Origin of the sequence: Phaeobacter sp. SYSU ZJ3003 (genome assembly GCF_041300735.1) — a bacterium.
GTDB lineage: Bacteria > Pseudomonadota > Alphaproteobacteria > Rhodobacterales > Rhodobacteraceae > Phycobacter > Phycobacter gallaeciensis_A.
In genome coordinates, this window is sequence record NZ_PXNU01000028.1 from 44,547 (window position 1) to 70,185 (window position 25,639).

26 protein-coding genes, 2 tRNA genes and 1 riboswitch are annotated in these 25,639 nt (G+C 62.4%); of the genes, 13 read left to right on the forward strand and 15 right to left on the reverse strand.

What is annotated here, in order from left to right:
• Nucleotide 1: 1 nt before the first annotated feature.
• Both cobI and cobJ read left to right on the forward strand, forming a co-directional pair.
• Nucleotides 2-718, forward strand: a complete 717-nt coding sequence (gene cobI / locus C6W91_RS11115) for a precorrin-2 C(20)-methyltransferase (protein ID WP_274866667.1) — start codon at nucleotides 2-4, stop codon at nucleotides 716-718.
• On the forward strand, nucleotides 715-1,479 hold the full coding sequence (gene cobJ, locus C6W91_RS11120) for a precorrin-3B C(17)-methyltransferase (RefSeq protein ID WP_370570821.1): 765 nt from the start codon (nucleotides 715-717) through the stop codon (nucleotides 1,477-1,479). Before cobI ends, cobJ begins: the two co-directional genes overlap by 4 nt.
• On the opposite strand, the gene C6W91_RS11125 is transcribed toward cobJ, so the two are convergent.
• Complete coding sequence (locus tag C6W91_RS11125) at nucleotides 1,455-2,216, reverse strand: cobalt-precorrin-6A reductase (RefSeq protein ID WP_274866669.1); 762 nt, start codon at nucleotides 2,214-2,216, stop codon at nucleotides 1,455-1,457. The two genes, cobJ and C6W91_RS11125, sit on opposite strands and share 25 nt — an antisense overlap.
• Here C6W91_RS11125 and cbiE point away from each other — a divergent pair.
• The 7 genes from cbiE (at nucleotide 2,215) to cobF (ending at nucleotide 8,494) form a co-directional block, all read left to right on the forward strand.
• Nucleotides 2,215-3,414: a precorrin-6y C5,15-methyltransferase (decarboxylating) subunit CbiE gene (cbiE, locus tag C6W91_RS11130; protein WP_274866670.1), complete on the forward strand. Its 1,200-nt coding sequence runs from the start codon at nucleotides 2,215-2,217 to the stop codon at nucleotides 3,412-3,414. The two genes, C6W91_RS11125 and cbiE, sit on opposite strands and share 2 nt — an antisense overlap.
• The gene (locus tag C6W91_RS11135) at nucleotides 3,411-3,788 is read left to right on the forward strand and encodes a cobalamin biosynthesis protein (protein ID WP_274866671.1); all 378 of its coding nucleotides are present in this window, start codon (nucleotides 3,411-3,413) and stop codon (nucleotides 3,786-3,788) included. Before cbiE ends, C6W91_RS11135 begins: the two co-directional genes overlap by 4 nt.
• Entirely contained in the window at nucleotides 3,785-4,579 is a 795-nt protein-coding gene (gene cobM / locus C6W91_RS11140; RefSeq protein WP_274866672.1) for a precorrin-4 C(11)-methyltransferase, read from the forward strand. Before C6W91_RS11135 ends, cobM begins: the two co-directional genes overlap by 4 nt.
• Nucleotides 4,572-5,906 carry a cobyrinate a,c-diamide synthase gene (locus C6W91_RS11145; RefSeq protein ID WP_274866673.1) on the forward strand — a complete coding sequence of 445 codons (1,335 nt, stop codon included), beginning with the start codon at nucleotides 4,572-4,574 and terminating at the stop codon, nucleotides 5,904-5,906. The genes cobM and C6W91_RS11145 overlap by 8 nt, the downstream gene beginning before the upstream one ends.
• Nucleotides 5,903-6,634 carry a uroporphyrinogen-III C-methyltransferase gene (cobA, locus tag C6W91_RS11150; protein ID WP_274866674.1) on the forward strand — a complete coding sequence of 244 codons (732 nt, stop codon included), beginning with the start codon at nucleotides 5,903-5,905 and terminating at the stop codon, nucleotides 6,632-6,634. Before C6W91_RS11145 ends, cobA begins: the two co-directional genes overlap by 4 nt.
• A 69-nt stretch (nucleotides 6,635-6,703) precedes the next feature.
• Nucleotides 6,704-6,920: riboswitch (cobalamin riboswitch) on the forward strand.
• 57 nt (nucleotides 6,921-6,977) lie between these two features.
• The gene (locus C6W91_RS11155; protein WP_274837413.1) at nucleotides 6,978-7,655 is read left to right on the forward strand and encodes an energy-coupling factor ABC transporter permease; all 678 of its coding nucleotides are present in this window, start codon (nucleotides 6,978-6,980) and stop codon (nucleotides 7,653-7,655) included.
• 77 nt (nucleotides 7,656-7,732) lie between these two features.
• Nucleotides 7,733-8,494, forward strand: coding sequence for a precorrin-6A synthase (deacetylating) (gene cobF, locus C6W91_RS11160; protein ID WP_274866675.1), 762 nt, complete (start codon nucleotides 7,733-7,735; stop codon nucleotides 8,492-8,494).
• A gap of 8 nt (nucleotides 8,495-8,502) precedes the next feature.
• On the opposite strand, the gene C6W91_RS11165 is transcribed toward cobF, so the two are convergent.
• The 6 genes from C6W91_RS11165 to C6W91_RS11190 form a co-directional block, all read right to left on the reverse strand.
• Complete coding sequence (locus C6W91_RS11165) at nucleotides 8,503-9,726, reverse strand: serine hydrolase (protein ID WP_274866676.1); 1,224 nt, start codon at nucleotides 9,724-9,726, stop codon at nucleotides 8,503-8,505.
• 93 nt (nucleotides 9,727-9,819) lie between these two features.
• The gene (locus C6W91_RS11170) at nucleotides 9,820-10,851 is read right to left on the reverse strand and encodes an extracellular solute-binding protein (RefSeq protein ID WP_274866677.1); all 1,032 of its coding nucleotides are present in this window, start codon (nucleotides 10,849-10,851) and stop codon (nucleotides 9,820-9,822) included.
• Nucleotides 10,852-10,900: 49 nt separating this feature from the next.
• Entirely contained in the window at nucleotides 10,901-11,713 is an 813-nt protein-coding gene (locus C6W91_RS11175; RefSeq protein WP_274866855.1) for an ABC transporter permease, read from the reverse strand.
• Between the two features lie 22 nt (nucleotides 11,714-11,735).
• On the reverse strand, nucleotides 11,736-12,677 hold the full coding sequence (locus C6W91_RS11180; protein ID WP_274866678.1) for an ABC transporter permease: 942 nt from the start codon (nucleotides 12,675-12,677) through the stop codon (nucleotides 11,736-11,738).
• Between the two features lie 11 nt (nucleotides 12,678-12,688).
• Complete coding sequence (locus C6W91_RS11185) at nucleotides 12,689-13,750, reverse strand: ABC transporter ATP-binding protein (protein ID WP_274866679.1); 1,062 nt, start codon at nucleotides 13,748-13,750, stop codon at nucleotides 12,689-12,691.
• Between the two features lie 118 nt (nucleotides 13,751-13,868).
• A complete protein-coding gene (locus C6W91_RS11190) occupies nucleotides 13,869-14,639 on the reverse strand; it encodes a LuxR family transcriptional regulator (protein ID WP_274866680.1) in 771 nt (256 codons plus the stop codon).
• Between the two features lie 336 nt (nucleotides 14,640-14,975).
• On the opposite strand from C6W91_RS11190, the gene C6W91_RS11195 reads away from it, so the two are divergent.
• Nucleotides 14,976-15,061, forward strand: a tRNA-Leu gene (locus C6W91_RS11195).
• Nucleotides 15,062-15,070: 9 nt separating this feature from the next.
• Here the strand turns inward: C6W91_RS11195 and C6W91_RS11200 are convergent.
• The 5 genes from C6W91_RS11200 to C6W91_RS11220 form a co-directional block, all read right to left on the reverse strand.
• Nucleotides 15,071-15,709: an aspartate/glutamate racemase family protein gene (locus C6W91_RS11200; RefSeq protein WP_274866691.1), complete on the reverse strand. Its 639-nt coding sequence runs from the start codon at nucleotides 15,707-15,709 to the stop codon at nucleotides 15,071-15,073.
• Nucleotides 15,710-15,712: 3 nt separating this feature from the next.
• Complete coding sequence (locus C6W91_RS11205; protein ID WP_274866692.1) at nucleotides 15,713-16,549, reverse strand: ABC transporter permease; 837 nt, start codon at nucleotides 16,547-16,549, stop codon at nucleotides 15,713-15,715.
• A gap of 3 nt (nucleotides 16,550-16,552) precedes the next feature.
• Nucleotides 16,553-17,401: an ABC transporter permease gene (locus C6W91_RS11210; RefSeq protein ID WP_274866693.1), complete on the reverse strand. Its 849-nt coding sequence runs from the start codon at nucleotides 17,399-17,401 to the stop codon at nucleotides 16,553-16,555.
• Nucleotides 17,402-17,472: 71 nt separating this feature from the next.
• Nucleotides 17,473-18,738 carry a PotD/PotF family extracellular solute-binding protein gene (locus C6W91_RS11215; RefSeq protein ID WP_274829808.1) on the reverse strand — a complete coding sequence of 422 codons (1,266 nt, stop codon included), beginning with the start codon at nucleotides 18,736-18,738 and terminating at the stop codon, nucleotides 17,473-17,475.
• A 57-nt stretch (nucleotides 18,739-18,795) separates the two neighbouring features.
• Nucleotides 18,796-19,779: an ABC transporter ATP-binding protein gene (locus C6W91_RS11220; protein ID WP_274866694.1), complete on the reverse strand. Its 984-nt coding sequence runs from the start codon at nucleotides 19,777-19,779 to the stop codon at nucleotides 18,796-18,798.
• Between the two features lie 237 nt (nucleotides 19,780-20,016).
• Between C6W91_RS11220 and C6W91_RS11225 the strand changes: the two genes are divergently transcribed.
• From C6W91_RS11225 to C6W91_RS11235, 3 genes are all read left to right on the forward strand, one after another.
• The gene (locus C6W91_RS11225) at nucleotides 20,017-20,727 is read left to right on the forward strand and encodes a GntR family transcriptional regulator (protein WP_274837389.1); all 711 of its coding nucleotides are present in this window, start codon (nucleotides 20,017-20,019) and stop codon (nucleotides 20,725-20,727) included.
• Nucleotides 20,728-20,832: 105 nt separating this feature from the next.
• Nucleotides 20,833-21,906, forward strand: coding sequence for an ABC transporter ATP-binding protein (locus C6W91_RS11230; protein WP_274866695.1), 1,074 nt, complete (start codon nucleotides 20,833-20,835; stop codon nucleotides 21,904-21,906).
• The gene (locus C6W91_RS11235; RefSeq protein ID WP_274866696.1) at nucleotides 21,893-22,411 is read left to right on the forward strand and encodes an HD domain-containing protein; all 519 of its coding nucleotides are present in this window, start codon (nucleotides 21,893-21,895) and stop codon (nucleotides 22,409-22,411) included. Before C6W91_RS11230 ends, C6W91_RS11235 begins: the two co-directional genes overlap by 14 nt.
• Nucleotides 22,412-22,424: 13 nt before the next feature.
• Here the strand turns inward: C6W91_RS11235 and C6W91_RS11240 are convergent, their stop codons facing one another.
• The 3 genes from C6W91_RS11240 to C6W91_RS11250 all read right to left on the reverse strand — a co-directional run bounded on the left by C6W91_RS11240 (nucleotide 22,425) and on the right by C6W91_RS11250 (nucleotide 25,500).
• The gene (locus C6W91_RS11240; RefSeq protein WP_370570824.1) at nucleotides 22,425-24,134 is read right to left on the reverse strand and encodes an ABC transporter permease; all 1,710 of its coding nucleotides are present in this window, start codon (nucleotides 24,132-24,134) and stop codon (nucleotides 22,425-22,427) included.
• Between the two features lie 3 nt (nucleotides 24,135-24,137).
• A complete protein-coding gene (locus C6W91_RS11245) occupies nucleotides 24,138-25,115 on the reverse strand; it encodes an ABC transporter substrate-binding protein (RefSeq protein ID WP_274866698.1) in 978 nt (325 codons plus the stop codon).
• 298 nt (nucleotides 25,116-25,413) lie between these two features.
• Nucleotides 25,414-25,500, reverse strand: a tRNA-Leu gene (locus C6W91_RS11250).
• Between the last annotated feature and the right edge of the window lie 139 nt (nucleotides 25,501-25,639).

Below are 25,639 nucleotides of genomic sequence, written 5' to 3' on the forward strand. Positions count from 1 at the left end.
CATGGGCAAAGTTATCTGTGCAGGCCTCGGCCCCGGCGATCCGGACCTGATGAGTGTTAAGTCGCACCGCGCCATCACCGGCGCGCGCCACATCGCCTATTTCCGCAAGGCAGGCCGCAAGGGGCAGGCCCGGGCCATCGTCGAACATCTGCTGCCAGACACGGTGAAGGAACATGCGATGGAATATCCGGTAACAACGGAGATCCATTTCTCCGATCCCGAATACAATCGCCTGCTGTCGGAATTCTACGATCAATGGGCCAACCGGCTGGAAGAGATCGCCCGGACCGACGACGTCGTTGTCCTCTGCGAAGGCGATCCTTTCCTCTATGGCTCCTTCATGCATCTGCACAGCCGCCTTCAGGCCCGCGCCGAAGTGGACATCATCCCCGGCATCACCGGCATGTCCGGCTGCTGGACCGCCACGGATCAGCCGATCACCTGGGGCGATGACGTGTTGACCGTCGCGATGGCCACCCTCAGCGAGGAAGAGTTGACCGAGCGCGCGCGCGGAACCGACGCGCTGGTGGTGATGAAGATCGGCCGCAACCTGCCCAAACTGCGCCGCGCGCTGCAGGCGGCGGGCAAGCTCGACGATGCTTGGCTGGTGGAACGCGGCACCATGCCGACACAGAGCGTGCAAAAGCTGACAGAGGTGAGCGGCGAGGTGCCTTACTTCTCGATCGTGCTGGTACACGGACAGGGACGTCGGCCATGACGCAAGCGACAGAAACCGGATGGCTGGTCGTCGCGGGCCTTGGCCCGGGGGATGAGGCGCTGGTGACCCAAGAGGTGCGCGATGCCATCGACGCCGCAACAGATATCATCGGCTATATCCCTTACGTGAAACGCATCGCGCCGCGCGACGGGCTGGTGCTTCATGCTTCGGATAACCGGGTCGAGGTCGACCGCGCCACCCATGCGCTTGAGATGGCCGCTGCGGGACGCCGCGTTGTCGTTGTGTCCTCTGGCGATCCCGGTGTCTTTGCCATGGCCTCCGCCGTGTTCGAGGCGCTTGAGGCTGGGCCGAACGACTGGCTGGAGCTTGAGATCCGCGTGCTTCCCGGCATTACCGCCATGCTGGCTGCCGCCGCCCAGATCGGTGCGCCGCTCGGGCACGATTTCGCGGCGATCAACCTTTCCGACAATCTGAAACCCTGGTCGCTGATCGAATCCCGCCTGCGCGCGGCAGGTGAAGCGGGCTTTGCCATGGCCTTTTACAATCCACGCTCCCAGTCCCGTCCTCACCAGTTCGCCCGCGCGCTTGAGATCCTGCGCGCCGCCTGCGGAGAAGACACGCTGATCAGCTTTGCCCGGGACGTCACCAAGCCGACGCAGGAGATCACCACCGTCGCGCTGAAGGACGCACGGCCGGAAATGGCGGACATGCGCACCATGGTGATCGTTGGCAACCGCGACACGCGGGCCATCGGGCGGCACGTCTACACGCCCCGCTACGCAGAAGGTTCGATCCCGTGATCCGGGCGGCCAGACAACCACGCCATGACCGCAGGCACGGCTCCAAAGGTCAGGCGCTGCGGCACCTTCGGGCGGGCGATCATGATCACCGGCAACCCCAAATCGCGCGCCGCCTGCAGCTTGGCTTCGGCACCGGAACCACCGGCGTTCTTGGAAACAATATGGGTAATACCATGGGCCTGCATCAGTGCCCGATCCCCCGCCACATCAAACGGGCCACGCGCGATTTCAACGGTCTTGTCCGGCAGGGGAATCTGGCCTTCGGGCGGGTCCACCAGCCGCAACAGATAGTGGTTTCCGGGTTTGCCAGCAAAGGCAGCGAGGTTCTGTTTGCCGATCGCCAGGAAGACTCGCGCCCCCACTTCCGGCAACGCCTCAACCGCCTCGGCCAAGTTGTCCACATGGCGCCAGTCGTCGCTCAACTGCGCCTGCCATGCGGGGCGCTCCAATGCACAAAGCGCCACATTCGCCAGTTCACAGGCATAGACCGCATTGGCACTCATCTGCGCGGCAAAGGGGTGCGTTGCATCGATCACATGGGTGATCCCTTCGGCCTGAAGGAAAGCCGCCAAGCCCTCGCCCCCGCCAAAGCCCCCGACGCGCAGTGGCAGCGGCTGGGTGACGGGACGCGCCGTGCGGCCCGCATAGGAGAACACCGCATCCATCCCGGCCTCGGCCAGTGCCTCGGCAAGGCGCGAGGCTTCGGTGGTGCCTCCCAGAAGCAGGATGCGCGTCATGTCTGATCCTCTTGTGAAACAATGGCTGACCATTGTCGGCCTCGGCGACGATGGACCGGCTGGGCTGGCGAATGCAAGCCGGAAGGCGCTGGACGAGGCCGAGGTGATCTTTGGCGGCCCCCGCCATCTGGACCTGGTGCAGGCAGGTGATCGTGGCCAGCCCTGGCCGGTACCCTTTTCCATCGATCCCGTGCTTGATGCGCGCGGTCAACGCGCCGTGGTGCTGGCCTCGGGCGATCCCTTCTGGCACGGCGCGGGTGGATCGCTAGTGGCGCATCTCAGCCCGGATGAATGGGTATCGCACCCTGCCCCCTCCTGCTTTGCTCTGGCGGCAAATACCTTGGGTTGGAAACTGGAGGAGACACTTTGCCTTGGCCTTCATGCTGCCCCCTTCGCTCGGCTGACCCCTGTGCTGGCAGCCGGAGCCCGGATCATCTGCACGCTTCGAGATGGCAATAGTCCTGCCGCGCTGGCCGATTGGCTTACCACGCAGGGATTCGGCGCAACAACGCTGAAGGTGATGGAGGCGCTGGGCGGGCCCCGCGCCCAAGTGCGCAGCAGTCGCGCAGATACCTTTGACCTGACTGGCATCGCTGCCCCCGTGGTGGCCGCGCTTCAGGTGGCGGGCAGCACGGGCCTGCCCCGCGCCAGCGGCTTGCCCGACGATCTGTTCCAGAGCGACGGGCAGATCACCAAACGCCCCATCCGTGCCCTGACATTATCGGCCCTTTCGCCCCGCGCAGGCGAACTGCTGTGGGATATTGGTGGCGGATCCGGTTCGGTTTCGGTGGAATGGTGTCTTGCGGCCCCCGGTGCCCGCGCCATCACCTTCGAGCCGCGCGCTGACCGCCTCATCAACATCCACACCAATGCCGAACGGTTCGGGATTGAACACCGCATGAAACCGGTTCTGGGCCGCGCGCCGGATGTGTTGGATGGACAGAAAAGACCCGATTGCGTTTTCATCGGCGGCGGTGGCTCACAGGCCTTGCTGGATCATCTGTGGCAAGTGCTGCCCGAGGGCACGCGGATCGTCGCCAATGGCGTGACACTAGAGACCGAGACCCTGCTGATGCAGGCCCATGCCACACGCGGCGGGAATCTGATGAAGGTGGAACTGGCCGAAGCCGGGCCGCTTGGCTCCATGCGCGGCTGGGAGCGCGCACGTCCCGTCATCCAGTGGAGCGTCACACGATGAAGGTCGCGGGTCTGGGATTTCGCAAAGCGGCGACCGTTGCCGACCTGCGCGCCGCCCTGGCGCTGACCGAGCATCAGCCCGATGCGCTCGCCTCACTCGCAGCGAAAGTGGAAAGCCCCGCCTTTCAAGCCCTTGCCGCCGAGTTGAACCTGCCGATGATCGCCCTGTCGGAAGAGGCGATTGCTGGCCTTGAAACGCCGACCATGTCGCCCCGTATCAAAACCCGGTTCGCAACCGGATCGCTGGCCGAAGCTGCTGCCCTCTGCGGCGCATGCCACGGCCGCACCACAGCAACCGCCCGCCTTCTCGTTCCCCGCGTTGTCACCGCAGATGGCCTTGCCACTGCGGCCATTGCAGAAAGACTGACCTCATGACCGTTCACTTCATTGGCGCCGGACCCGGTGCTGCCGACCTGATCACCCTGCGTGGCCGCGACCTGATCGCCGCCTGCCCCGTCTGCCTCTATGCCGGCTCGCTGGTGCCCGAGGCGCTGCTGCAGCACTGCCCGGAGGGCGCCAAGATCATCAACACGGCGTCCCTGTCGCTGGATGAGATCATTGCCGAAATCGAGGCCGCACATGGGGCGGGGCAGGACGTGGCGCGGCTGCACTCCGGCGATCTGTCGGTCTGGTCCGCCATGGGCGAGCAACTGCGTCGTCTGCGCGATCTGGGCATCCCCTATGACGTAACCCCCGGCGTGCCCGCATTTGCCGCAGGCGCCGCTGCGCTGGGAGCCGAGCTGACCCTGCCGGGCGTTGCGCAATCGCTGGTGCTGACGCGCACCTCGGGGCGGGCCTCCTCGATGCCCGAAGGCGAAACGCTGGAGAATTTCGCCCGCACCGGCGCGACGCTGGCCATTCACTTGTCGGTGCATGTGCTGGACAATGTGGTGGCGCGTCTCTCTCCGGCCTATGGCGACGACTGCCCGGTCGCAGTGGTTTGGCGGGCGACATGGCCAGATCAGAAGATCATCAAGGCCACACTCGGCACATTGATCGAGGCGACCGAGGGCGCGCGCGGGCGCACCGCGCTGATCCTCGTAGGCCGTGCACTTGGCGCCGAGCACTTCGACGAAAGCTGCCTTTACGCGCAGGACTATGACCGGCGTTACCGCCCGCAAAGCGCCGACAGCCAATGGGCGGATTGGAGCGAAGGCGATGACTGAAACGGGCAAGACCGGATCCTATCCGCCGGGTCTGATGATTTCGGCGCCCGCCTCGGGCACGGGCAAGACCACTGTGATGCTGGGCCTATTGCGCGCACTGGCCGAGGATGATCTTGCCGTGCAGCCCTTCAAAAGCGGACCGGATTATATCGATCCGGCCTTTCATCTGGCCGCAGCGGGGCGGGCCTCTTTTAACCTGGACACCTGGGCGATGGATGGCGGCCTTCTGGATGCGGTTGCGGAGCAGGCAGACGGCGCGCAGATCTGCATCGGGGAAGGCTCCATGGGGCTTTACGATGGCGTTGCCACGCGCGGCCAAAGCGGCTTTGGCTCTTCGGCGGAAACCGCAAAACGCATGGGCTGGCCTGTCATTCTGGTCGTGGATGTAGGCGGTCAGGCGCAATCGGCAGCAGCCACGGCGCTGGGGTTTCGCGCCTATGATCCTGACCTGCCCTTTGCCGGTGTGATCCTGAACCGTGTTGCCAGCCCGCGCCACGAAAGGCTGACCCGTCTGGGAATGGAGCGCGCAGGCATTCCCGTGCTTGGCTCCCTGCCCCGTCGTGGCGACCTGACCCTGCCCGAACGCCACCTTGGCCTCATTCAGGCGGTCGAACACCCGGATCTTGAGGCCGCGATTACGGGCTATGCCGCCTTCCTGCGTGAAAACGTGGATCTGGAGGCGATCAAATCCGCCGCCCGCGCCGGGGCGGCGCCCGCTTCAGAAACTCTGCCGAAACCACCAGCCCAGCGCATCGCCCTGGCCCGGGATGCGGCGTTTTCCTTTACCTACCCGCATCTTCTGGAAGGCTGGCGCGCGGCTGGCGCCGAAATCATTCCCTTCTCCCCTCTCGCCGATGAAGCCCCGGCCCCGGATGCCGATCTGATCTGGCTCCCCGGTGGATACCCCGAACTGCACGGCGGTAGGCTGGCGGCGGCCGAAACCTTCCGCGCGGCTTTGTGCAAACACGCCGAGACCCGCCCCGTTCATGGCGAGTGCGGCGGATACATGGCCCTTGGTGAAGCCCTGATCGACAAGGACGGCAACCGTCACCGGATGGCCGGGCTTCTTGGGCTTGTTACCTCATATGAAAAGCGGAAATTCCACCTCGGCTACCGCCGCGCCGTGCTGCAGGCCGCGATGCCGGGCTTTGCGGCGGGCGGCGCTTTGCGCGGGCATGAGTTCCACTATTCGACCATTCTGGATGAACCGGACGCCCCGCTGGCCCGGGTGATGGACGCAGACGGCAACCCGGTGCCGGAAACCGGCTCGATACGCGGCCATGTGACCGGCACCTTCTTCCACCTGATCACCGGAGAGCAATCATGAGCGGTTTTGTCAGTTTCGTCTCCTCCGGCCCCGGCGACCCTGAACTGTTGACCGTCAAGGCGGTGAAACGGCTGGGGGCAGCCGATGCGGTTCTGTTCGATGACCTTTCATCGGGGCCGATCCTGATCCATGCGCGCAAGGACGCCGATCTCGTCGGAGTGGGCAAACGTGCAGGGCGCCCCTCACCCCGGCAGGACCACGTTAGCCAGCTCTTGGTCGAATACGCAGCAACCGGGGCGCATGTGGTGCGGCTGAAATCCGGTGATTCCGGCGTCTTTGGCCGTCTGGAAGAGGAAATCTCCGCGCTGCGGCAGGCAGGTATCGGTTTCGAGATTGTGCCCGGTGTCACCGCGGCCTCGGCAGCTGCTGCGGCCGCCAATATCCCGCTGACCCGGCGGCTGACCGCGCGACGACTGCAGTTCATCACCGGCCATGACGTGACCGGCGGCCTGCCCGAAGGGCTGAATATGGCCGCCCTCGCCGACCCCGAAGCCACGACCGTTGTCTACATGGGGAAACGCACCTTTGCAGCGCTCGCCGAACGGTTGCTGGTGGCCGGGCTGCCGCCCGAGACGCACGCGCTGATCGCGCTGGGTGTTTCGACCCCGGATCAGTCGCTGTCCTGCCACACGGTGGGGGAACTCCCCGAGGTTCTTCGCGCGATGGAGACCAAGGCACCGGTGCTGATCCTCTATGGTCCCCTCGCCGATGAGGACCTGCCCGGCTGATCGCCCATATGCCGCAATTGAAACACGGATGACGCGCCAGACACGTTGACAGCTTTGTAAGCGCTGTGTCATCTCTGAAAGACCAAAGGTTCCGACGGGTCCAAGACCCAAGGATGAAAAGGGAACACGGTGAGGTGTAGCCATCAGGCGCCAAATCCGTGACTGCCCCCGCAACTGTGAGCGGAGAGCCACCGGGCATAGCCACTGGTCCCTATCAGGACTGGGAAGGCCCCGGACCGGCATCGACCCGCGAGTCAGGAGACCTGCCGTTGGAAAACGTGGCCTGCATGGCCCAAACATAACCTATGTAATGCCGCCGGGTGAGGCGGCAAGGAGACAGAACATGCATATCGAACCCGGAATCGTAAACGGCGTCAAAATCGCCCTGTCCTATGCCACCGCCGCTGGCGCCATGGGCTTTGCTGCGAAAAAGACGATGGAAGATCTGGCCACCTCCGGCATCGCATCCTTTGCGGCGCGTTCGGCCATTGCGACTGTCGGCGTCTTCACCTTCTTCGAAGTGCTGCCGCATTTCCCTGTGGGCGTTTCCGAGGTTCACTTCATCCTCGGCTCGACCCTGTTCCTGCTGCTGGGCGCTGCACCTGCTGCCTTCGGTCTGGCGATGGGACTTCTGATCCAGGGCGTGTTCTTTGCCCCGATCGATCTGCCGCAGTATTTCATCAACCTGACCACGCTGCTGGTGCCGCTGTTCGCGATGAAGGAACTGGCCAAGCGGATCATCGCTCCGAACACTGCCTATGTTGATCTGAAGTATTCTCAGGCGCTGGCGCTGTCGACCGCCTATCAGGCAGGCGTTGTCGGCTGGGTCGCTTTCTGGGCCTTCTATGGTCAGGGCATCGGCGCCGAAACCATGGCCTCGGTCTTTACCTTTGGTGCAGCTTACATGACCGTCATCCTGATCGAACCGCTGGCCGATCTGGCCGTTCTGGCCGCCGCCAAAAGCCTGCGCGGACTTGAGCGCAGCGGTCTGGTCACTCCCCGCCTTTATGCGGCTGCGTAAGCCTTTCGCCGACATCTGAAGTTTCACATAGCGCGGCCCCGTTTCGGGGCCGTGTTTCTTTTCCAAAGGCGCCTGACATGATTGATCTCACCCTTGTTGGCATTGGCACCGGCAATCCCCAGCATCTGACCCTGCAGGCGGTCGAAGCCCTGAACGGGCTGGATCTGATCCTCATCCCCAACAAGGGCGCCGGTAAGGACGATCTGGCCGGTCTGCGCCGCGACATCTGCAACCGGATGATCAAATCGCCGGGGCCAGAGATCGTCGAATTCGACCTGCCACAACGCGATCCCGCGACCGCCAGCTATCGCAAGCGCGTGGATAACTGGCACGATGCCATTGCCGAGATCTGGCAAGAGACCATCGACCAGCACCTGCCCCGGGGCGGCAAGGTCGGCTTTCTGGTCTGGGGCGATCCGTCGCTCTACGACAGCACCATGCGCATCGCCGCGCGGCTTCAGGTCCGGACCGAGGTTTCCATTCGCGTCATTCCCGGCATCACCTCGATCCAGGCGCTGACGGCGAGCCATGCCATCCCCCTCAATGAGATCGGTGATCCCGTCACCATCACCACCGGCCGCCAGCTGCGCGAGGCGGGCTGGCCGGAGAGTGCCGACACGCTGGTCATCATGCTAGACGGCGACTGTAGTTTTCAGTCCATCGACCCCGAAGGTGTTCAGATCTGGTGGGCGGCTTATGCCGGGATGGAGAATGAAATCTCCCTATCCGGCGCGCTGCACGAAGCCGCAGATGAGATCATCAAGGTCCGTGCGAAGGCGCGCGCGGAGCATGGCTGGATCATGGATATCTACATCCTGCGCCGCCCCGCGCGAAGGTAACCCCCGCCCTAGTCCAGCGCGCTGACGAGGGCCTCGCAGGCCTGCACGGCATCCAGTCCAAAGGCCGGGATCAGATAGTCGGGCCAGCTCGACAGCTTTACGATCACAACATCGGCGCTGCGATCGATAAAGATCAGCTGACCGAACACACCCCGGGCCATGAACACCCCGCGCCCGGGATCGTGCACCCACCAGAACCGCCGATAGGCGCCTTGCGGTGACAGCACGTCATAGGGCGCGCCGAATTTCGATGGATCCGCGCCTGTGCAGATACCATCGATCCAGGCCTCGGGCACGATCTGGTCATCGCCAACCCGGCCGCCATTCAGCACCATATGTCCGAATCGGGCATAGTCTCGCAGGCTCGCGTTGAACCCCCCATCGGCCAGCGCCGTGCCCGCATCATCGACGGTAAAGAACCCATCCTGTTCACAGCCAAGCCTACGCCAGATCCGGTCGGACAAGAGTACGGACAGATCCGTACCGCTGACCCGCTCCAGCGCCCAGGCAATGACATCGGTTTCAATCGACCGATAGGAGAAGCCGAGCCCATGCGCCCGCTCCTGCGGTAGGGAGAGGATCACGTCGCGTATGGTCGGCTTGATCTCCCCGTCCCGCACCGGGCGCCAACCCGAGGCGATATCGACCCGGGTCATGTCGCTGCCCGGCAGCCCGTAATCCTCAGAGAACCGCGCACCGGACAGCATGTCCAGCGCCTGATCCACCGTGCAGCCAGCGTATCCAGTTCCTTCGAGTTCCGGCACGATCTCCTCCAGCGGGGCAGCCAGATCCAGCAGCCCCTCGCCATGCAGGATCCCGGCGAGGATGCCGATCACGGATTTGGACACCGACTGCCCCAGATGCGCCGCCTCGGCGTCAAAATCATTGGCGTAGAACTCGGTAATGATGGCGCCGCCTTTCAGCACCAGAAACCCGTCGGTGTAGCTTTGCCACAGCCAATCGCCGACCGACTGGCGGCTGCCTTCGCTGGTGGCGAAACAGACCTCTGACAGATCCTGCAGGGCCGTTTGGAGCGGCGCAGCCGCGCCGGGTCCGCTGCGCACATCCGCCGTGGGAAACAGGCGCCGCATGTTCTGGAAGGACCAGCGGTTGAAGGGCGCCAAATCCCAGTTGTCCAGCGTCGGTCGTTTTTCCGGCGGCGGTGGAAAGCCCTGCATGATGCCGATTTCCCGCGCCGTTTTCGGCTTCAGACTGTCTGCTGTCCGGTGCATTGGGCACGCTCCCGCATGGCAGCCCAGCGCTTGGACTGCGGTCAAAAATTCCGGTGATGGCCACGCGGGCCACCACCCTTCTGCTTGGCTGAATTACTGCTTCAGGCGGGTCCAAACCTTGTTGTACATCGCCACAACATCCTGATCGCAGGGTTTGACGAAGTCCGGCACCGGGGCGCCTTCAGGCATCACGATCTCCGGCGCCTCCAGCATTTCTGCGTCCATGAATTCCTCGGAGCCGATGACGCCGTTGGCATAGCGGGCAAAGTTGGAGGTCATCGCCGCGTTTTCAGGCTCCATCATGAAATTCACGAACAGCTTGGCGTTCTCCATGTTGGGGGCATCCGCCAGCACCGCGACGTTGTCCATCCAGCCGGTGAAACCTTCCTTAGGATAGGCGTATTTCAGCGTCGGGCGATCTGCGCGGGCGCGCATCGCGGCGCCGTTCCAGCTTTGCGACAGGTCGACATCCTTCGAGGTCAGCTTTTCGATCACCGCGTAATCCATGGTGCGCCAGTCTTCCTTGGCCTTGAGCAAGAGTGCCAGCAGCTCTTTCATCTGGGCGGGGTCGGAATTGCAGCGCGGGTAATCAAGATAGCGCAGTCCGGCATTGATCACATCATTCATGTCGTTGAGCATATTGATGCGGCCCTTCAGCTCTTCGGGCGGGTTGAACACGACCTCAAGCGTGTCGATGTCGCCGCCGTATACCGCGCTGTCGACGGTAAAGCTGGTGGTGCCCCACTGATAGGGTACCGAGTATTTGCGGCCCGGATCCCAGTAGACATCGACCCAGTTCGGATCGAGGTTTTTGAAGTTCTCCATCTCGGAGGCGTTGATTTCGGCCAGCAGCCCCTCGCCCACCATGATGGCGACCATATAGTCGCCCGGGACCACGATGTCGTATCCGCTGCCGCCTTCCTTGACCTTGGCCAGCATGGTCTCATTACTGTCATAGCCGTCCAGCGTGACGTCGATGTCATACTGCTTTTCGAATTTCTCGATCATCTCGGGGTTGGTGTAATTGCCCCAGTTGTAGATGTTCAGCGTGCCTTCGGCGTTGGCTGCAGCCGCACTGAGGGCGATGACGGAGGTGAGCCCCGCCTTAAGGATCGTCAGTTTCATGGATCTTCCTCTTGTTGGTTGGTGGGTCCCGTCTGGTGCGGGCTTCTGGTTATTTTCGTTTGCGTTGCAGGGCGAAGGTCAGCGCGACCATGGCCACGGTCAGCAGGATCAGAATGGTGGAGACCGCGTTGACTTCGGGCGTCACGCCGCGCCGGATCTGGCCCAGGATGTAGATCGGCAGGGTGGTTTCCCCGGGACCCGCAATCAGCAGGGTGATGATTACGTCATCCAGCGACACCACAAAGGCCAGCATGGCACCCGCCAGAATGCCCGGCATCAGCAGCGGCAGGGTGACATGGCGGAAGGTTTGCCAGGGCGTGGCATAAAGATCGGCGGCGGCGGTCTCGAATGTTTCGGACATGTCGGCAAGACGGGCGCGCACCGGGATAAAGGCAAAGGGGATGCAGAACACCGTATGCGCCAGGATAAGCCAGCCCAGCCCGGTGATCCCTGTCAACTGTCGCAGGATCGAAAAGAACGACAGGGTGGCAATGGCGGTGACGATTTCCGGGATCATCAGCGGTTGATTGATCAGGGCAATCGCCGCTGCGCGCCCGCGATAGCTGCCGCCCCGCGTTGTCGCCAACGCCGCCATCGTTGCAACGACCGTGGCGATGGTGGTGGCCGTCAACGCCACCCGGATCGAAATCCAGGCCGCGTTGCGGATGTCGTCATTCTCCAGCGCCTTGGCGTACCACTTGAGGCTCGCCTCGGTCCAGACGACGACCGAGCGGTTGTCGTTGAAAGAGAACAGGATCAGCACGGCGATCGGCGCATAAAGCAGCAGCAGAACCAGCCATGAAAGCGCCGTGAACAGGGGCTGACGCCGCAACTCACGCGTCTCGCTGTTGCGCCACAGCATGCCAAGCCTCTTGCGGGGCAGATCATCCATGGGCCTTCTCCTTCTCGGCGCCTGCCCGGAGCGATACCAGAAGCGCGATCAGCACTACCGACATCAGGATCAGCGCCGCCGCCGAGCCGAAGGGCCAGTTGCGCCCAGATCCGAACTGCATGGCAATCAGGTTGCCGATCATCAGCTTCTTACCACCGCCCAACAGCTCGGGCGTGATATAGGCGCCCAGCGCGGGGATCAGCACCAGCGCGCATCCGGCCACAATACCCGGGCGGCTGATCGGAATGACGATATGGCGGAACACCTGCACGCGGGAGGCATAAAGGTCGTGTCCCGCCTCCAGCAGGGAAAAGTCGAACTTTTCCAGTGAGGCATAGATCGGCAGGATCATGAAGGGCAGATAGCTATAGACCAGCCCGGCCAAGACCGCCCCATCGGTATAGAGCATCTCGATGGGCGCACTGATCAGCCCCAGTTTCATCAGCGCAAGGTTCATGAACCCTTCGTCGCGTACGATCAACAGCATGGAATAGGTACGGATCAGAAGGTTGGTCCAGAACGGCAGGGTAATGGCAAAAAGCCAGAGATTGCGCTGTTCGGGTGGGCGGGCCGCGATGAAATAAGCCACCGGAAAGCCGAGGATCAAAGTGCCGATCATCGCGCATAGCGCCAGTCCGAAAGAGCGGCCAAAGATCTGCAGATAGGCGCTGTTGAAACTCAGCGTGTCATCAAAAATGTCCCGCTCGAACAGGAACTGCACATAGGCATCGGTCGAGAACACCCATTCGACGCCGCCATAGGTTCCCGGCTCCAGCAAGGAATAGACCAGCGCGATCGACAGGGGCGCCAGACCAAACACGCCGATGATCACGAGCGTCGGCAAGAGCAGGAACAACCGGACCCGCCGGACCGTCCGGCTACGAGCCGCAACGGCCTGCTGCAAATTCTGCGCCGTGGGCGAAGTTTGTTGCATCCCCTGCCCCATCAGTCTGCCAGCACATGCAGCATGGAGGTCTCTGGGATCAGCCCGATCTCGCTGCCCGCCGGGCTGGGCTCTGCCACCTGCACCTGAATCTCGGTGCCGTTCTGAAGCCGCACCCGCATTTGCGAACCGGCTCCGAAATAACTGCTGTCAAGCACGGTTCCGCGCAGCACAGCCGCCGCATTGGACGCCGCGCAAACGGTAAGGGTTTCGGGGCGCAGCGCCACATAGACCACCCCAGGAGGCAAGCCGTCGCTGGCCGCATTGGCAAGTACAGGCTCCCCGCCGAAAAAGCTGATCCGCGCCTGCCCCCCGTCATAGCCAAGGAGGTCCGCCGCCACGATATTGGTGTCGCCGATGAAATCCGCGACGAACCGGCTTTGCGGCGCGGTGTAGATCTGCTGCGGGGTGCCCACCTGCTGCACGCGGCCTGCGGACATGACCGCGATCTGATCGGACATCGCCAGCGCTTCGCCCTGATCATGGGTGACAAAGACAAAGGTGATACCGGTTTCGCTTTGCAGGCGTTTCAGCTCGCTTTGCATGCCCTTGCGCAGTTTCAGATCCAGCGCCGACAGCGGCTCATCCAGCAACAGCACCTTGGGACGCGGCGCGAGCGCGCGCGCCAGCGCCACCCGCTGCTGCTGCCCGCCAGACAGCTGGTCCACCCGGCGTGCGGCGAACTCGCCCATTTGCACCAGATTCAGCATGTCATCGATGGCGGAGGCGATTTCCGCCTTCGGGCGGTTCAGCATTTCCAACCCGAACCCGATATTGCGAGCCACGGTCATATGCGGAAACAAGGCGTAATTCTGGAACACGGTGTTCACCGGACGCTTGTGCGGCGGCAGGTGGCCGATCTCCTGCCCGTCCAGTGCGATCTCGCCCTCGCTGGGCAGTTCAAACCCGGCAATCAGCCGCAGCAGCGTGGTCTTGCCGCAGCCCGATGGCCCCAGCAGGGTGAAAAAGCTGCCCTCCGGCACATCCAGCGACACGGTTTCAAGCGCCGTCACAGCAGAGGCGCCGATGCCGAACCGTTTTGTCACTTCTCTCACGTTGATCATAATCTGTTCCGGCACGTTCCTGTTGGCAGTCTGTCCGGTCAGACTAAAGCCCCAAGGGCAATGGGGAAATACCTCTAGGAGGGGGTGTCGGCCCTACCCCCAAAGGGGTAGGAACACATCAGGTCACCGATTGCAGAAAGATCGAAAACAAAGCCGATTGCGAGGAAATCCCCAATTTTCGGTAGATGTTCTTGCGGTGCACCTTCACCGTTGCGGGTGACAGATCCAGCAGCAACGCAATCGACTGGCTGGAATGCCCGCGCAGCAGATGCTGTACGATCTCGATTTCGCGGCAGGTCAATCCTTCGCAGACCTGCTCGATCATGCTCTCAAGGCTGACGCTGCCGCCCGCCGCCTCGTCGCTGCTCTGCGGACGCCGGTGAAAATGCTGCTCGCACAGGGCCGAGATCACCGGATGTATATTGCGCAGCCGTGCCAGATCCCGCTTGGAAAACCGCATCTCCCCCGTCAGCCGCCCGAGGGACAGAAACAGGGTGCTCTCCGGCAGGGTGACAAACACCGCCATCTCGTCCTTCAACCGCACGGATCGGTAATAGATGCTGAAATAATCGGTCTGGGAAAACCGGTCCGGCGCCACCTGATCCAGCACCATGACCGGATCATATTTGCCGCTGATATAACTCACGACAAAGGGGTCCAGCAGCCAGGCCCGGTCCAGCCAGCGGTCCACCACGACCGAACGCCGCTCCTGCCGAACATTGTCATAAATATGCTCGGGCAGCCTGCTGGGGCTGAGCCGACTGACAAAGGCCCCGCGAAACGGCGTTGCTGTGCGCATGAAATCCAACAACGCGGGCAGGAAATCCGGCGTTCCGATGGACCGGATCGCGCTGGCGAGTTCATCGGACGTGGCTGCGGATTGGGTCATCTCAACCGATCTGGCTCTTTGTGGCAGGTTTATCCGGGCAGCGTTTTACAGCCACTCCCGGAGCAGTCTGCCCTGTTATAGGGCGCCCCGTCCACACTGACGATGAGACCTTCGGCCACTGCACCGGGCGCAGCCAGTGCGGTGCCGGGAATGCGCGCATAAAAACAGATCGATGCCGCGTTCCGGCGCAACTCCGTGCGCAATGCGGTCCCAAAAACGCTTGTACATGCGTGAAAATCTGCATACGAAACATGGTGTTGAAACGCGCTGTTTGAGGTTGGTCTGGGGGGTCGCTCCGTTCAGGCCCCAAAGCCCGCTTCACACTCGGCGCCGGATGCGGGCGTGATGGAATGGTAGACATATCAGACTTAAAATCTGAAGGGCGTATGCCCGTGTGGGTTCGAGTCCCACCGCCCGCACCACAGCTGAGCTCAACCGATCAACGCGCGGCTGAGCTTCGCTGCCGCAGTCACGCCGTCAATGACGGTCAGTCCCGGGAGCCCCCCCAGATGGCCGGTAACCGATACCGCGCCGGCGCATCCGATGATCACATTTACGGTGTCGGACGGAAGCTGATGGGCGGCAGCGGTGAAAGCTGCTGCGGCTTCAGCGGGACTATCTTCTAGCAGCAGCACCGGAACATTCGCGGCTCGGATCGTGCCGATATGCGAGGCATGCCCCTGCGCGTCGATATTGGCCTCGATCACCGGCACGGCAGCCTGCACCGTGGTGATCACCGCTGTCGGCCCGCCGATCAGCTCGGCCATGACATAGCTGGCCTGCCCGATCCCGAGCACCGGACAGGTGGCAAGCTGCCGGGCTTCGTCCAGTCCGGTATCATCGAAACAGGCGATCACGATGGCCCGCGCGCCCGTATCCGAGGCCTTGCGGACCAACTCCAGCAGCGGCGGCACTGCCCGCGCGCCATCCTCAGGCCCCTCGATGGCGGGCGGCCCATCGACCGAGGTCCAACCTTCGAACCGGATGTCCGGCGCGGTGCGGCGGGCGGCGGCCAGGATGCTGGTGGTCATGGCTTCGGTGCTGTTGGGATTGATCACGATCACCGGCATTGCTCAGACCATCCCCTTGCCCGCATCGGATCCGCGATCCTTTTTGCGTGCCATCAGCCAGACGGTCAGAAAAAAGACCCCGATCACCACCAGCGAAAACCCAGTGGTCAAGGTGCCAAGGGCAAAGATCACTGGCGTGGTCACATTGGTGGTCATGCCGAAGATTTCCAGCGGCAGGGTGTTATAGCTGCCCGCCGTCATCAGGGTGCGGGCAAACTCGTCATAGCTGAGCGTGAAGCCGAACAAGGCCACCCCCAGTAGGGAAGGCGCGATGATCGGCAGGACCACATGCGCAAAGGTCTGCCAGGCAGTGGCGCCGAGATCGCGGGCAGCTTCCTCATAGCTTTTGTCAAAACGGTTGAAGACGGCGAACATAATCAACAGGCCAAAGGGCAGCGTCCAGGTCAGCTGGCTGCCATAGCCAGAACTCGCCCAATGCACCGGCAGCCCCAGCTGGTTGAAGATCAACCCGACCCCAAGGGACACCAGGATCGACGGGATCACCAGCGAAGTGACGGCGAGATAGAACAGCAGCCCAGAGCCCGCAAAACGCTTACGAAAGGCAAGTCCACCCAGGACCGAGACCACAACGGTGGTCACCATGACCATCAGCCCCAGCGCAAATGAGCGGCGGAAGCTCCCCCAGATATCGCCGACGGCTTGTTCCTGAAACAGATCGCGGAACCAATACAGCGACACGCCGTTCATCGGGAATGTCAGCCCCCCTTGCGGCCCTTGAAAGCTGAGGATGCCAATGGTCAGGATTGGCCCGTAGAGGAAGAGCACGAAGAGACCGAAAAAGGCGGCGAGGAGGTAAAAGGACCGGCTGCGCGTTTCCATCAATCAAAGCTCCTTGCGAATATCGACCAGCCGCAAGAGCAGCGCGATCACGATCAGAACGGTGCACAGCAGCACCACTGCCGTCGCCGAGGCCGAGGGGTATTGCAGCAGGCTGATGTCATTCGAAATCAACCGCCCGACGTTGGCGCGTTGCGATCCGGACATGAACCGCACGGTGATGAAGTCTCCCATCACCAGGGTTGAGACAAAGATCGTCCCGATCATGATCCCGGGTTTGCACAGGGGCACGATCACCGTCCACAGGGTCTGCAGACCGCTGGCACCGCAATCGCGGGCGGCCTCCAGCAGGGAGCGGTCGATGCGCATCATCGAATTGAAGATCGGCACCACCATGAAGAGGGTGTAAAGGTGCACAAATGCCAGAACGACGCTGAAATCACTGAACAGCAGCCACTCCAACGGCTCCTCTATGACGCCCCAGCTGATAAGCGCCGAATTGGCCAGCCCGTTGCGGCCCAGGAAGGGAATCCAGCTGATCATCCGGATGATGTTCGAGGTCCAGAACGGGATCGTGCAGAGCAGGAACAGTCCGATCTGCCATTTCAGGCTGCGCACCTCGAAGGCGAGGAAATAGGCAACGGTAAAGCCGATCACCAGCGTCAGCGCCCAGGTGAGAAAGGCGTATTTGAAGGTGTTGAAAAACACCGTGTAGGTGACCGGCGATCCGAACAGGAATTCGTAATTGTCGAACTGGAACGCCGGGTAGATCGAATATTCCGTCGCGCCCCAGAAGCTGACGATCACGATCATGATGATGGGCGCCACCAGAAACCCAAGCAGCACCAACGCCATCGGCGCAGCCTGAATCCATGCGATGATCTGTCTGCTCATATCCGGGGTCCGGTCCTTGATGAAATGCAGGAAGTGGTTGCGGGGGCAGAGGTGCCCCCGCAGGTGTTGCGTCAGGCCGCGATGAATTCGTTCCACTTGCGGACCATGTACTGGTTTTCCTCCATGACGGAGTTCCAGCAGGCCACTGCGCCCATACGGTCATAGAAGGAGCCGCCGTCGCGCACTTCGCCCGCTCCGGCCAGCTTGTCTCCAAAGGGCGAGGTGATGATGTCGGTGCTTTCCTTGCCTTCGAACCAGTAGCCCCACTCGTTTTCGGACATGAAGTTCTTGGAGGTCTCCGGCACCGCCGAATAATAGCCCTGACGCATCAGGAAGCCGCCGACCCAGCCGCTGAGATACCAGTTGATGTATTCATAGGCCGCATCCAGCTCCATGCCGGACAGGGAGGCCGACAGGCCGATGCCACCGCCCCAGCTGCGATAGCCTTCTTTGAGGGGCTGATAGACGCAGTCGATCCCGCGCGAACGAACTGCCGTGATGGCCGGCGACCACATCGACTGGATCACTACCTCACCCGAGGCCATCAGGTTGACGCTTTCGTCGAAAGTTTTCCAGAACGCACGGAACTGGCCGTTCTTCTTTGCTTCGGTGAAGATCGCGATGGTCTTGTCGATCTCTTCGCGGGTCATATTGCCCTTGTCGCCATAGCTGATCTCGCCCATCGCCTCGCAGACCATGGCCATGTCCATGATGCCGATGGAGGAAATGTCGAGGATCGACGCCTTGCCCTTGAACTCGGGGTTCAGCAGCTCGGACCAGCTTTCGATCGGACGGCCGATCAGGTCAGGGCGAATGCCCAGCGTGTCGGCGTTGTAGATCGTCGGGATCAGCGTCATCCAGCCGGATTCGCTGTCGACGAAATCGGTGCCGCCCGGACCATCGACGAAACCGACAGTATGCGGCGCGGTGCCTTGCGCAATCTCACTGTCGGGTGTCAGTTTACCGTCGCGGAAGATGCCAACGATCTTGTCGTAATTGGTGATCTTGGAGGCGTCCATGGCTTGAAGGTTGCCGGTCGGCCAGACCTTCTTGCAGACGAAATACTCGATATCGGCAATATCGAAACTGTCCGGCTGGGTGGCAGCGCGCTGGGTGACGCTGTCGGTATCCAGCGCAGTCATTTCCAGCGTGATACCGAGGTCCTCTTTGACCTTGGTCGCCACTTCATTGAGGTTGGACACGCCGGTGCCGAACTGGCGCAGGGTGATGTTCTTGCTCTCCTGTCCCCAGACCATCGGCGCCGGAAGCGCAGAGGCCGCGAGCGCCGCGCCACCCGTTTTCAGCAGTGCCCGGCGGCTATAGCGAATTTTCGAAATCGTCGTCATGGTCTTTCCCTCTCTGTTATGCGTTTTGCGTTATTTGCGTTGTGGTGTTCAGGCGGAGAGCGGGTGCGCGACCCGGTCCTCCCAGTCGAGGCCAATGACCTCTCCCAGTTCCTTTGGGGTCTGCAGGAAATCCGTGTCCAGCATCAGCGCCGTGACATCCTGACCTCCTGCGACCTCGGCCGTCAGCGCGACATGGGTTCCCTGGTATTCGATCCCGATGACCCGCCCGTCGATGCGCCCTGCCTGCGCGGCGGTAACCGTCATTTCATCCGTGCGCAGCGCGATATTCCCCTGCGGCAGCTTCAACACGTTATGCCCGCCCATGAAGCGCGCCACGAAGGCGGTCTTGGGGCGGTTGAAAACATCGCGCGCCGGGCCTGCCTGTTCGATGCGGGCATCGTTCATCACGATGATCTCATCGGCCAGCGCCAGCGCCTCGTCCTGACCGTGGGTGACATGGATGAAACTGATGCCCAGCTCACGCTGCAGGCGCTTCAGCTCGGCCCGCATGCGGATGCGCAGGAACGGATCCAGCGCCGAGAGTGGCTCATCCAGCAGCAACACTTGGGGCCGGGTGATCAGGGCACGGGCCAGCGCGACACGTTGCTGTTGCCCGCCCGACAACTGGTCCGGCTTGCGGTCCGCCAGCGCAGTCATCTCGACGAGCTCCAGCATTTCATCGGCGCGTTTATCCCGGGTGGGCTTTTCGATTCCGGCCATGCGCAGGCTGAAGGAAACGTTGTCGCGCACGCTGAGATGGGGAAACAAGGCGTAGTTCTGGAACATCATCGCCGTACCCCGCCGCGCCGGAGGCAGATGCGAAACATCCCGCCCCGCCAGCACGATCGATCCATCGCTGACCGTTTCGTGCCCGGCGATCATGCGCAGGGTCGAGGATTTCCCACAACCCGAAGGCCCCAAAAGGCAGGCATAGACCCCTGCCTTGAAACGATGCGCGATGGCATCGACCGCAACGGTTCCGCCGTAGCGTTTGGTCAGCGCAACAAGTTCAAGATCAGCGTGTCCGGTCATCTGCGTCCCCAGCGTTCAGTTGCAGCCAGAAAGGCCGAAGCCGGACGCATTGCGCAAAGCCTACCGGTCACGGAAAGGGCCGATAATCGCAATTGCCTGCAATCTGACCGCTGTTGTGCGGGGTATGGTCAAATATTGCGCACAATATTGTATACAATGACGTCATATGCCGTATTCGATATGACTTCATCTTGTCATGGAATCCGCCAGCCCTCATGTCTGTGGCAGGAGCACCCCATGACGCGATTCGTAGACAAACCCGATTTTATCCAACCCGCTGTGAACGGCCCCTCGGCCCATCTCGTGGCCTCTCTCAGCCAGGCGATCCATGAGCATCGCCTTCTGCCTGGCACCAAACTGGGCGAGGATGAGCTGAGTGAGATCTACAATGTCTCGCGCACCGTGGTGCGCAGCGCGCTTCAGGCGCTGTCGCATGTGGAACTGGTCGAATTGAAACGCAACCGCGGCGCCTTTGTCTCGCAGCCGACCGTGCGCGAGGCGCGCGAAGTCTTCGAGGCACGCGCCCTGCTGGAACCGCGCACCGCTCACTCGGCGGCAGAGCGCATGACGCCCGAGGACGTAGCCCGGCTGGAGGCGCATATCGCCGCCGAACACGAGGCCCTGGCCGAGGGCGAGGTCGGCAAGGCCCTGCGTCTGTCGGGGCATTTCCATATCGAGATTTCGCGCATCGCCGACCAATCCACAATCGCGGGCTTTATCGAGCGGCTGGTGGCGCGGTCTTCGCTGATCATTGCGCTTTACTGGAAACGGCAAAGAGCCCTGTGTGAAAAGCACGCCCATCACGCGCTGGTCGATGCCTTCCGGCGAGGGGACGGTCAGGACGCCGAAGAGCTGATGAAAAGCCATCTGCTGGATATCGTTTCGGGGCTCGACCTCAGCGAGACGCCCAAGCCGACCGGAAGCCTGAAAGAGATCCTGAAGGGCTGAGCTCCACCCCGCATCCGGTATGGAAACGCGCCCTGTCATAAAACGGTTACCCCAGCCGACCATGTAGCCCGGACAGGTGAACTCTTGATTCCCGAAAGGCGACGGATGGCAGGCGGAATACAGGTCAATTCGATTGGCAAGGCCTACGCGGGCAAACCTGCCGTCGATGGCGTTTCCTTCGACATTGCCCAGCATGAGTTCTTTGTCATCGTCGGACAGTCCGGTTGCGGCAAAAGCACGCTTCTGCGGCTGATAGCCGGACTGGAAACCCCGGATCAGGGCGAAATCCGGCTTCACGGGGATCTGGTTGCCGGGGACGGGACCATGGTGCCACCGGAACAGCGCGGCACCGGTTTCGTGTTTCAGTCCTACGCGCTCTGGCCGCATATGACGGTGCGGGGCAATGTTGCCTTTCCGCTGGAAGCCGCGGGCATGTCCCGCAGACAGGCGGCCCGGATGGCCGAACCACACCTGGAAACGGTCTCCATGCAGGCGCTGGCAGATCGCAAACCCGAAGCCCTGTCCGGCGGTCAACGGCAGCGGGTGGCGCTGGCGCGCTGCCTTGCCGGAGGCGCCAAAACCGTGCTTATGGACGAACCGCTTGCCAATCTGGACCCGCACCTGCGCGGCACCATGGAGAAGGAACTGCTGCGGTTCCACCGCTCTTCGGGGGCCACCACCATCTACATCACCCATGATCAGCGCGAAGCCATGGCACTGGCCGACAGGATGGCGGTGATGCAGGACGGGCGCTTCCTGCAGATCGGCACCCCGCAAGAGATCTACGACCGCCCGGCCTGCCCCGAGGTCGCGCGTTTCATCGGTCAGGGCGCGGTGGTGCCCGTCACCTATCAGAATGGCAGCGCCGAATTGGCCGGGTATCGCTTCCCCACCGCCGCCCTGCCCGGCCATCCGAATGGCCCGGCGCAGGCCTTGTTGCGGCCCGAAGGGATCAGAATCCTGCCGGATGCAGGCAAGGACGGCTTGCAGGGCACGGTCCGCAGCATCCTTTACCGCGGCGGCATATGGGACGCAGAGGTTGAGATCGCCGGGGGCGCGCTGTTGTCGCTGACACATGGTACGGCGCTGCACATCGGCCAGCCCCTGTCGCTCGCCGTCGATCAAGCCTGGGTGCTGCCGAAAATGCAAAGCCGTGGAGAGCCGGATGAGACGGCCTGAAGACTGGTTCGCGCCGGACAATGACCGGCTGGCCCATATCCAGCAGGTGATCAGGACAGCCCAGGCGATTGAGGCGCGGCGTTCCTTCGCCGGTCGCCTGATCGCTGCGGCCACCTATCACGACATCGGCTACGCACCCTCTCTGGCCACAACCGGGTTCCACCCCGTCGACGGCGCCGAAACTGCCCGCAAGGATGGGTTTGATGGCGAAATCTTCGACGCGGCACTGTATCATTCCGGCGCGCGCGGACTGGCCAGCCGCAGCAGATCCGATCTGATGCATCTGTACGGCCCGGCCTGCCGAATGACTGAAACCGTGCTCAGCCGCGCGCTGACCTTTTGCGACAACGGCTCCGGCCCCAGGGGTGAAAGCCTCAGCCTTGCCGCGCGGATTGCCGACATCCGGGTCCGGCACGCGGGCAACGCGGCCATTCTGGACACTACAGAAGCCTACCTTCCGGTTTTCGAGGCCATCGACGCTGAATTCGCCCCACTGCTCGACTGATCCCCGGGTCCGGTCAGATGCGCCAAGGCACCACGCCACGCGGAGCGTTCTTGCCGAGCCGGTCCAGCGCCACCATCAGCGCGACCGTCGCCACAATCGTGACGCTTGCCATGGCCGCCGCCAGGGTGGTGTAACCGCCATCCTCGTAATTGTAGATCGTGGTGCCAATGGTTTCATTGCCCGAGGACCACAGCAAAGCCGAGACTGTCACTTCGTTATAGGCCGTCAGGAACACCAAGATCGCGCCTGAGGCCGCTGCCGGTGCGATAAGCGGCACAAAGACGCGGCGCATCCGGAACATATAGCCGCCCCCAGCGATGCGGGCGGCCTCTTCCAGCGCCGGATCAAGCTGCACGAAGGCGGCACTGACCGGCTTCAACCCGACGGAAAAGAACGCGCAAAGATACGCAAGAAAGATGATCCCAAGAGTGTTGTAAAGCGCGATGTTCAGAACCGGCAGCGGCTTCAGGAAGGCCAGGATGAAAGCGATCGAGATCACCAGCCCCGGAATGGCATAGGTCATCTCGGCCAGCGTGGCGATACCCATCCCGGCGCGCCGCGTAACGCTCTTGCGCGAAGCCATGAACCGCGCCACGAAAATACAGCCCACGGAAATCACAACGGCGGCGACACCTGCGCTGAGGGAGGAATTCAGAAACGCCCGCGCCGTGACAGCCTGCCGGAACAGAACCTCGGTGAAATTGTCCAGCGTGATGGTCTCTGCATTCAGCGGCAGCCCATAGGTGCGCACCAGAGCGGTCGCTAGCAGCGCCGAAACCGGCAGCACCAGCGTCGCAAGGACCAGCCCCGCCAGCGCGCCTTCGGTCCAGATCCGCAACCGGCCGAGCCGAATCTGCAGTGGTGGTTGCGGCGGCCCGATCAGCGTGTTGCGGGTACGGCGCAGCAAGAGCGTCTGAACGAGAATGACCGTCACCGCCAGCACCGCCAGAAGGGAAGCAATCACCGCAACATCGGTCAGGACCGAAGGTCCGAAGCTTGCAAGCCTCTGCCAGATCAGCACCGGCAGTGTGATATAGCGGGCCGGAATGCCCAGCAGCGCCTGAATGCCGAAATTGCCCAGCGACGACACAAAAGCCAGCGCAAAGGCTGCGATCAGCGTCGGCGCCAGTAAAGGCAGAATGATCCGCCGCAACAGCCCCATACTGCGGGCCCCGGCGATCCGTGCGGCGTCGCTCATTTCCCGCGGCAGGCTGCGCAGGGCGGCCAGCACCACCAAAAAAACCAGTGGCGTATGCTGCACGCCCAAAAGGAAGACGAGCCCCCCCTTGGAATAAAGCGGATGGGTCGACCCCAGTTCGGGCGCCATGCCCAGACTGCGCAGGATCGGCGAGGACGGCCCCATCGCTTGTATCCAGGCAATCGCGGTCACATGCGGCGGCACCATCATCGGGATCAGCAGCAGGAAGGTGAACGCCCCCTTCCAGCGGATATCGGTCAGCCCCATGACCAGCGCGATCCCCGTCCCAGCGACCAATGACAGGATAGAAGACAAAAAAGCGCTTTCCAGAGAATGGAAGAAGGCGCGCAAGACCGAGCGGGACCCAAGGGCCTCCAGCAGCGGCGCAAGGCTGAGAATGCCGTCCTGCGTTATCCCGACGCGCGCCAATAGGCTGAGGGGATAGACCAGAACCAACAAGGCAAAAAGCACCGCAGCGGCAAGGGCCAGCCCCTCTCCGCTGCGGGAATAATTCAATCGGGACAAGGGTTAGCCGCCGAAAATCTCGGTGAACTTCATCTTGCTCTCGGTGTCTTCAGCCAGCGCCTTGGCCGGATCAAATTCGAGCAGCTTGATATCGGGCAGCGCCGGGAAACCTTCCGGCGGGGTGATGCCTGGATGCGCGGGCAGATACCCCATGTCCGATGCCATCTGCTGGCCTTCCTCGGAGATCAGGAAGTCGACAAAGGCCTTGGCCGCGTCGGGGTTCTTGGCAGTCGACAGAATCGCGGCCGGTTCGGTCACGGCCGACACGCCCTCCTCGGGGAAGACGAACTCGACCGGGGCACCGGCCAGCTTGTTGCGGATCGGCAGGAAATCGACAACAAAGCCATAAAGCTTCTCACCACCGGCGATGGCCTTGTAGGTGCCGCCATTGCCGCCCTTGGGATTGGCACCCTGTGCCGCGAGGCCTTCGTAAAAGTCCCAGCCAAGATCGGGGTTGCTGGTGATCGCGGCCATGTGAATGGTCGCGGCGCCGCTGGTCAGCGGCGAAGGCATCGCCAGCTTGTCCTTGGCTTCGGGCTTCAGGAGGTCGGCATAGGACGTCGGCACCATCTCGGCGCCGGTGTTGTAGACGATCCCGGTGGTGATCAGCTTGGTGGAGAAATAATGCCCTTCCGGATCCATCAGCGCCGGATCATAAGCGGATGTGTCCGCTTCGGGATAAGCCATCAGGCGCCCTTCGGCCTCGAGCCCTTCCATGGTGACAATATCTGCGATCAGCAGCACATCGGGCTGCGGCGCACCGGCCGCGAACTCTGCCCGCAGCTTGGCCATGATCTTGGTGGTGCCGTCGCGGATCCATTCGACCTCGATGTCGGGGTATTTGGCCTGAAATGCATCGACGGTCTGCTGGGCATCGGCGTTGGGCTGCGAGGTATAGACAACCAGCTTGCCCGACACATCGGCGGCAAACGCAGACGTGGACAGCAAGGCGGCGGCGAGCGCGGAAAGAGCGAAACGCATGTGAGTCTCCGTAGAGTGGTTACGATTGCTCACCGGGCTAGCAGTGCCGTGTAACAACATTCCGACGGAAGGCCTGAAAAGCCGACAGCGCGCTTATTTCCGCAAACCCAAAGGCCCTGCCAATCAGATGGCCTGCATTGCTGCCAGCCCCATGCATGCGCACAGATGCCAACCAACGCCCGCGCCCGTCTCATTGTGTGAACAGACCGCTTGGTTGATTTGCAAGCAGGAAACGACCCGCTGCGATTACGCTCCTCGACATGGGAACGCTCAGGTCAATCAACTTAGGGAAGATATTTGGTGCGGTCGAGAAGACTCGAACTTCCACTCCGGTTAAGGAACAGCGACCTCAACGCTGCGCGTCTACCAATTCCGCCACGACCGCACTGCCTAGGCTTGGTGTAGGGGCGTATAGACGAGCCGCCTGATGATGTGAAGAGGCAAAATGCCGAAATTGACATCTTGCCTCTTCGAAAATTTGTGACCGCTGAAACGAGACTTCAACTGGCCCGCAATCGCCCGGT

Bases quoted from the DNA above. Each gene is read 5' to 3' on its own strand.
- C6W91_RS11155 (WP_274837413.1), top strand. From the start codon at position 6,978: ATGCATATCGAACCCGGAATCGTAAACGGCGTCAAAATCGCCCTGTCC.
- C6W91_RS11200 (WP_274866691.1), bottom strand. From the start codon at position 15,709: ATGCCGGTGATCGTGATCAATCCCAACAGCACCGAAGCCATGACCACC.
- C6W91_RS11230 (WP_274866695.1), top strand. From the start codon at position 20,833: ATGGCAGGCGGAATACAGGTCAATTCGATTGGCAAGGCCTACGCGGGC.
- C6W91_RS11180 (WP_274866678.1), bottom strand. From the start codon at position 12,677: ATGCAACAAACTTCGCCCACGGCGCAGAATTTGCAGCAGGCCGTTGCG.
- C6W91_RS11225 (WP_274837389.1), top strand. From the start codon at position 20,017: ATGACGCGATTCGTAGACAAACCCGATTTTATCCAACCCGCTGTGAAC.
- C6W91_RS11220 (WP_274866694.1), bottom strand. From the start codon at position 19,779: ATGACCGGACACGCTGATCTTGAACTTGTTGCGCTGACCAAACGCTAC.
- C6W91_RS11210 (WP_274866693.1), bottom strand. From the start codon at position 17,401: ATGAGCAGACAGATCATCGCATGGATTCAGGCTGCGCCGATGGCGTTG.
- cobM (WP_274866672.1), top strand. From the start codon at position 3,785: ATGACCGTTCACTTCATTGGCGCCGGACCCGGTGCTGCCGACCTGATC.
- C6W91_RS11145 (WP_274866673.1), top strand. From the start codon at position 4,572: ATGACTGAAACGGGCAAGACCGGATCCTATCCGCCGGGTCTGATGATT.
- C6W91_RS11185 (WP_274866679.1), bottom strand. From the start codon at position 13,750: ATGATCAACGTGAGAGAAGTGACAAAACGGTTCGGCATCGGCGCCTCT.
- C6W91_RS11125 (WP_274866669.1), bottom strand. From the start codon at position 2,216: ATGACGCGCATCCTGCTTCTGGGAGGCACCACCGAAGCCTCGCGCCTT.
- cobA (WP_274866674.1), top strand. From the start codon at position 5,903: ATGAGCGGTTTTGTCAGTTTCGTCTCCTCCGGCCCCGGCGACCCTGAA.
- cobJ (WP_370570821.1), top strand. From the start codon at position 715: ATGACGCAAGCGACAGAAACCGGATGGCTGGTCGTCGCGGGCCTTGGC.
- C6W91_RS11165 (WP_274866676.1), bottom strand. From the start codon at position 9,726: ATGCACCGGACAGCAGACAGTCTGAAGCCGAAAACGGCGCGGGAAATC.
- C6W91_RS11175 (WP_274866855.1), bottom strand. From the start codon at position 11,713: ATGCTGTGGCGCAACAGCGAGACGCGTGAGTTGCGGCGTCAGCCCCTG.
- C6W91_RS11135 (WP_274866671.1), top strand. From the start codon at position 3,411: ATGAAGGTCGCGGGTCTGGGATTTCGCAAAGCGGCGACCGTTGCCGAC.
- C6W91_RS11235 (WP_274866696.1), top strand. From the start codon at position 21,893: ATGAGACGGCCTGAAGACTGGTTCGCGCCGGACAATGACCGGCTGGCC.
- C6W91_RS11190 (WP_274866680.1), bottom strand. From the start codon at position 14,639: ATGACCCAATCCGCAGCCACGTCCGATGAACTCGCCAGCGCGATCCGG.
- cbiE (WP_274866670.1), top strand. From the start codon at position 2,215: ATGTCTGATCCTCTTGTGAAACAATGGCTGACCATTGTCGGCCTCGGC.
- C6W91_RS11245 (WP_274866698.1), bottom strand. From the start codon at position 25,115: ATGCGTTTCGCTCTTTCCGCGCTCGCCGCCGCCTTGCTGTCCACGTCT.
- C6W91_RS11205 (WP_274866692.1), bottom strand. From the start codon at position 16,549: ATGGAAACGCGCAGCCGGTCCTTTTACCTCCTCGCCGCCTTTTTCGGT.
- C6W91_RS11170 (WP_274866677.1), bottom strand. From the start codon at position 10,851: ATGAAACTGACGATCCTTAAGGCGGGGCTCACCTCCGTCATCGCCCTC.
- cobF (WP_274866675.1), top strand. From the start codon at position 7,733: ATGATTGATCTCACCCTTGTTGGCATTGGCACCGGCAATCCCCAGCAT.
- cobI (WP_274866667.1), top strand. From the start codon at position 2: ATGGGCAAAGTTATCTGTGCAGGCCTCGGCCCCGGCGATCCGGACCTG.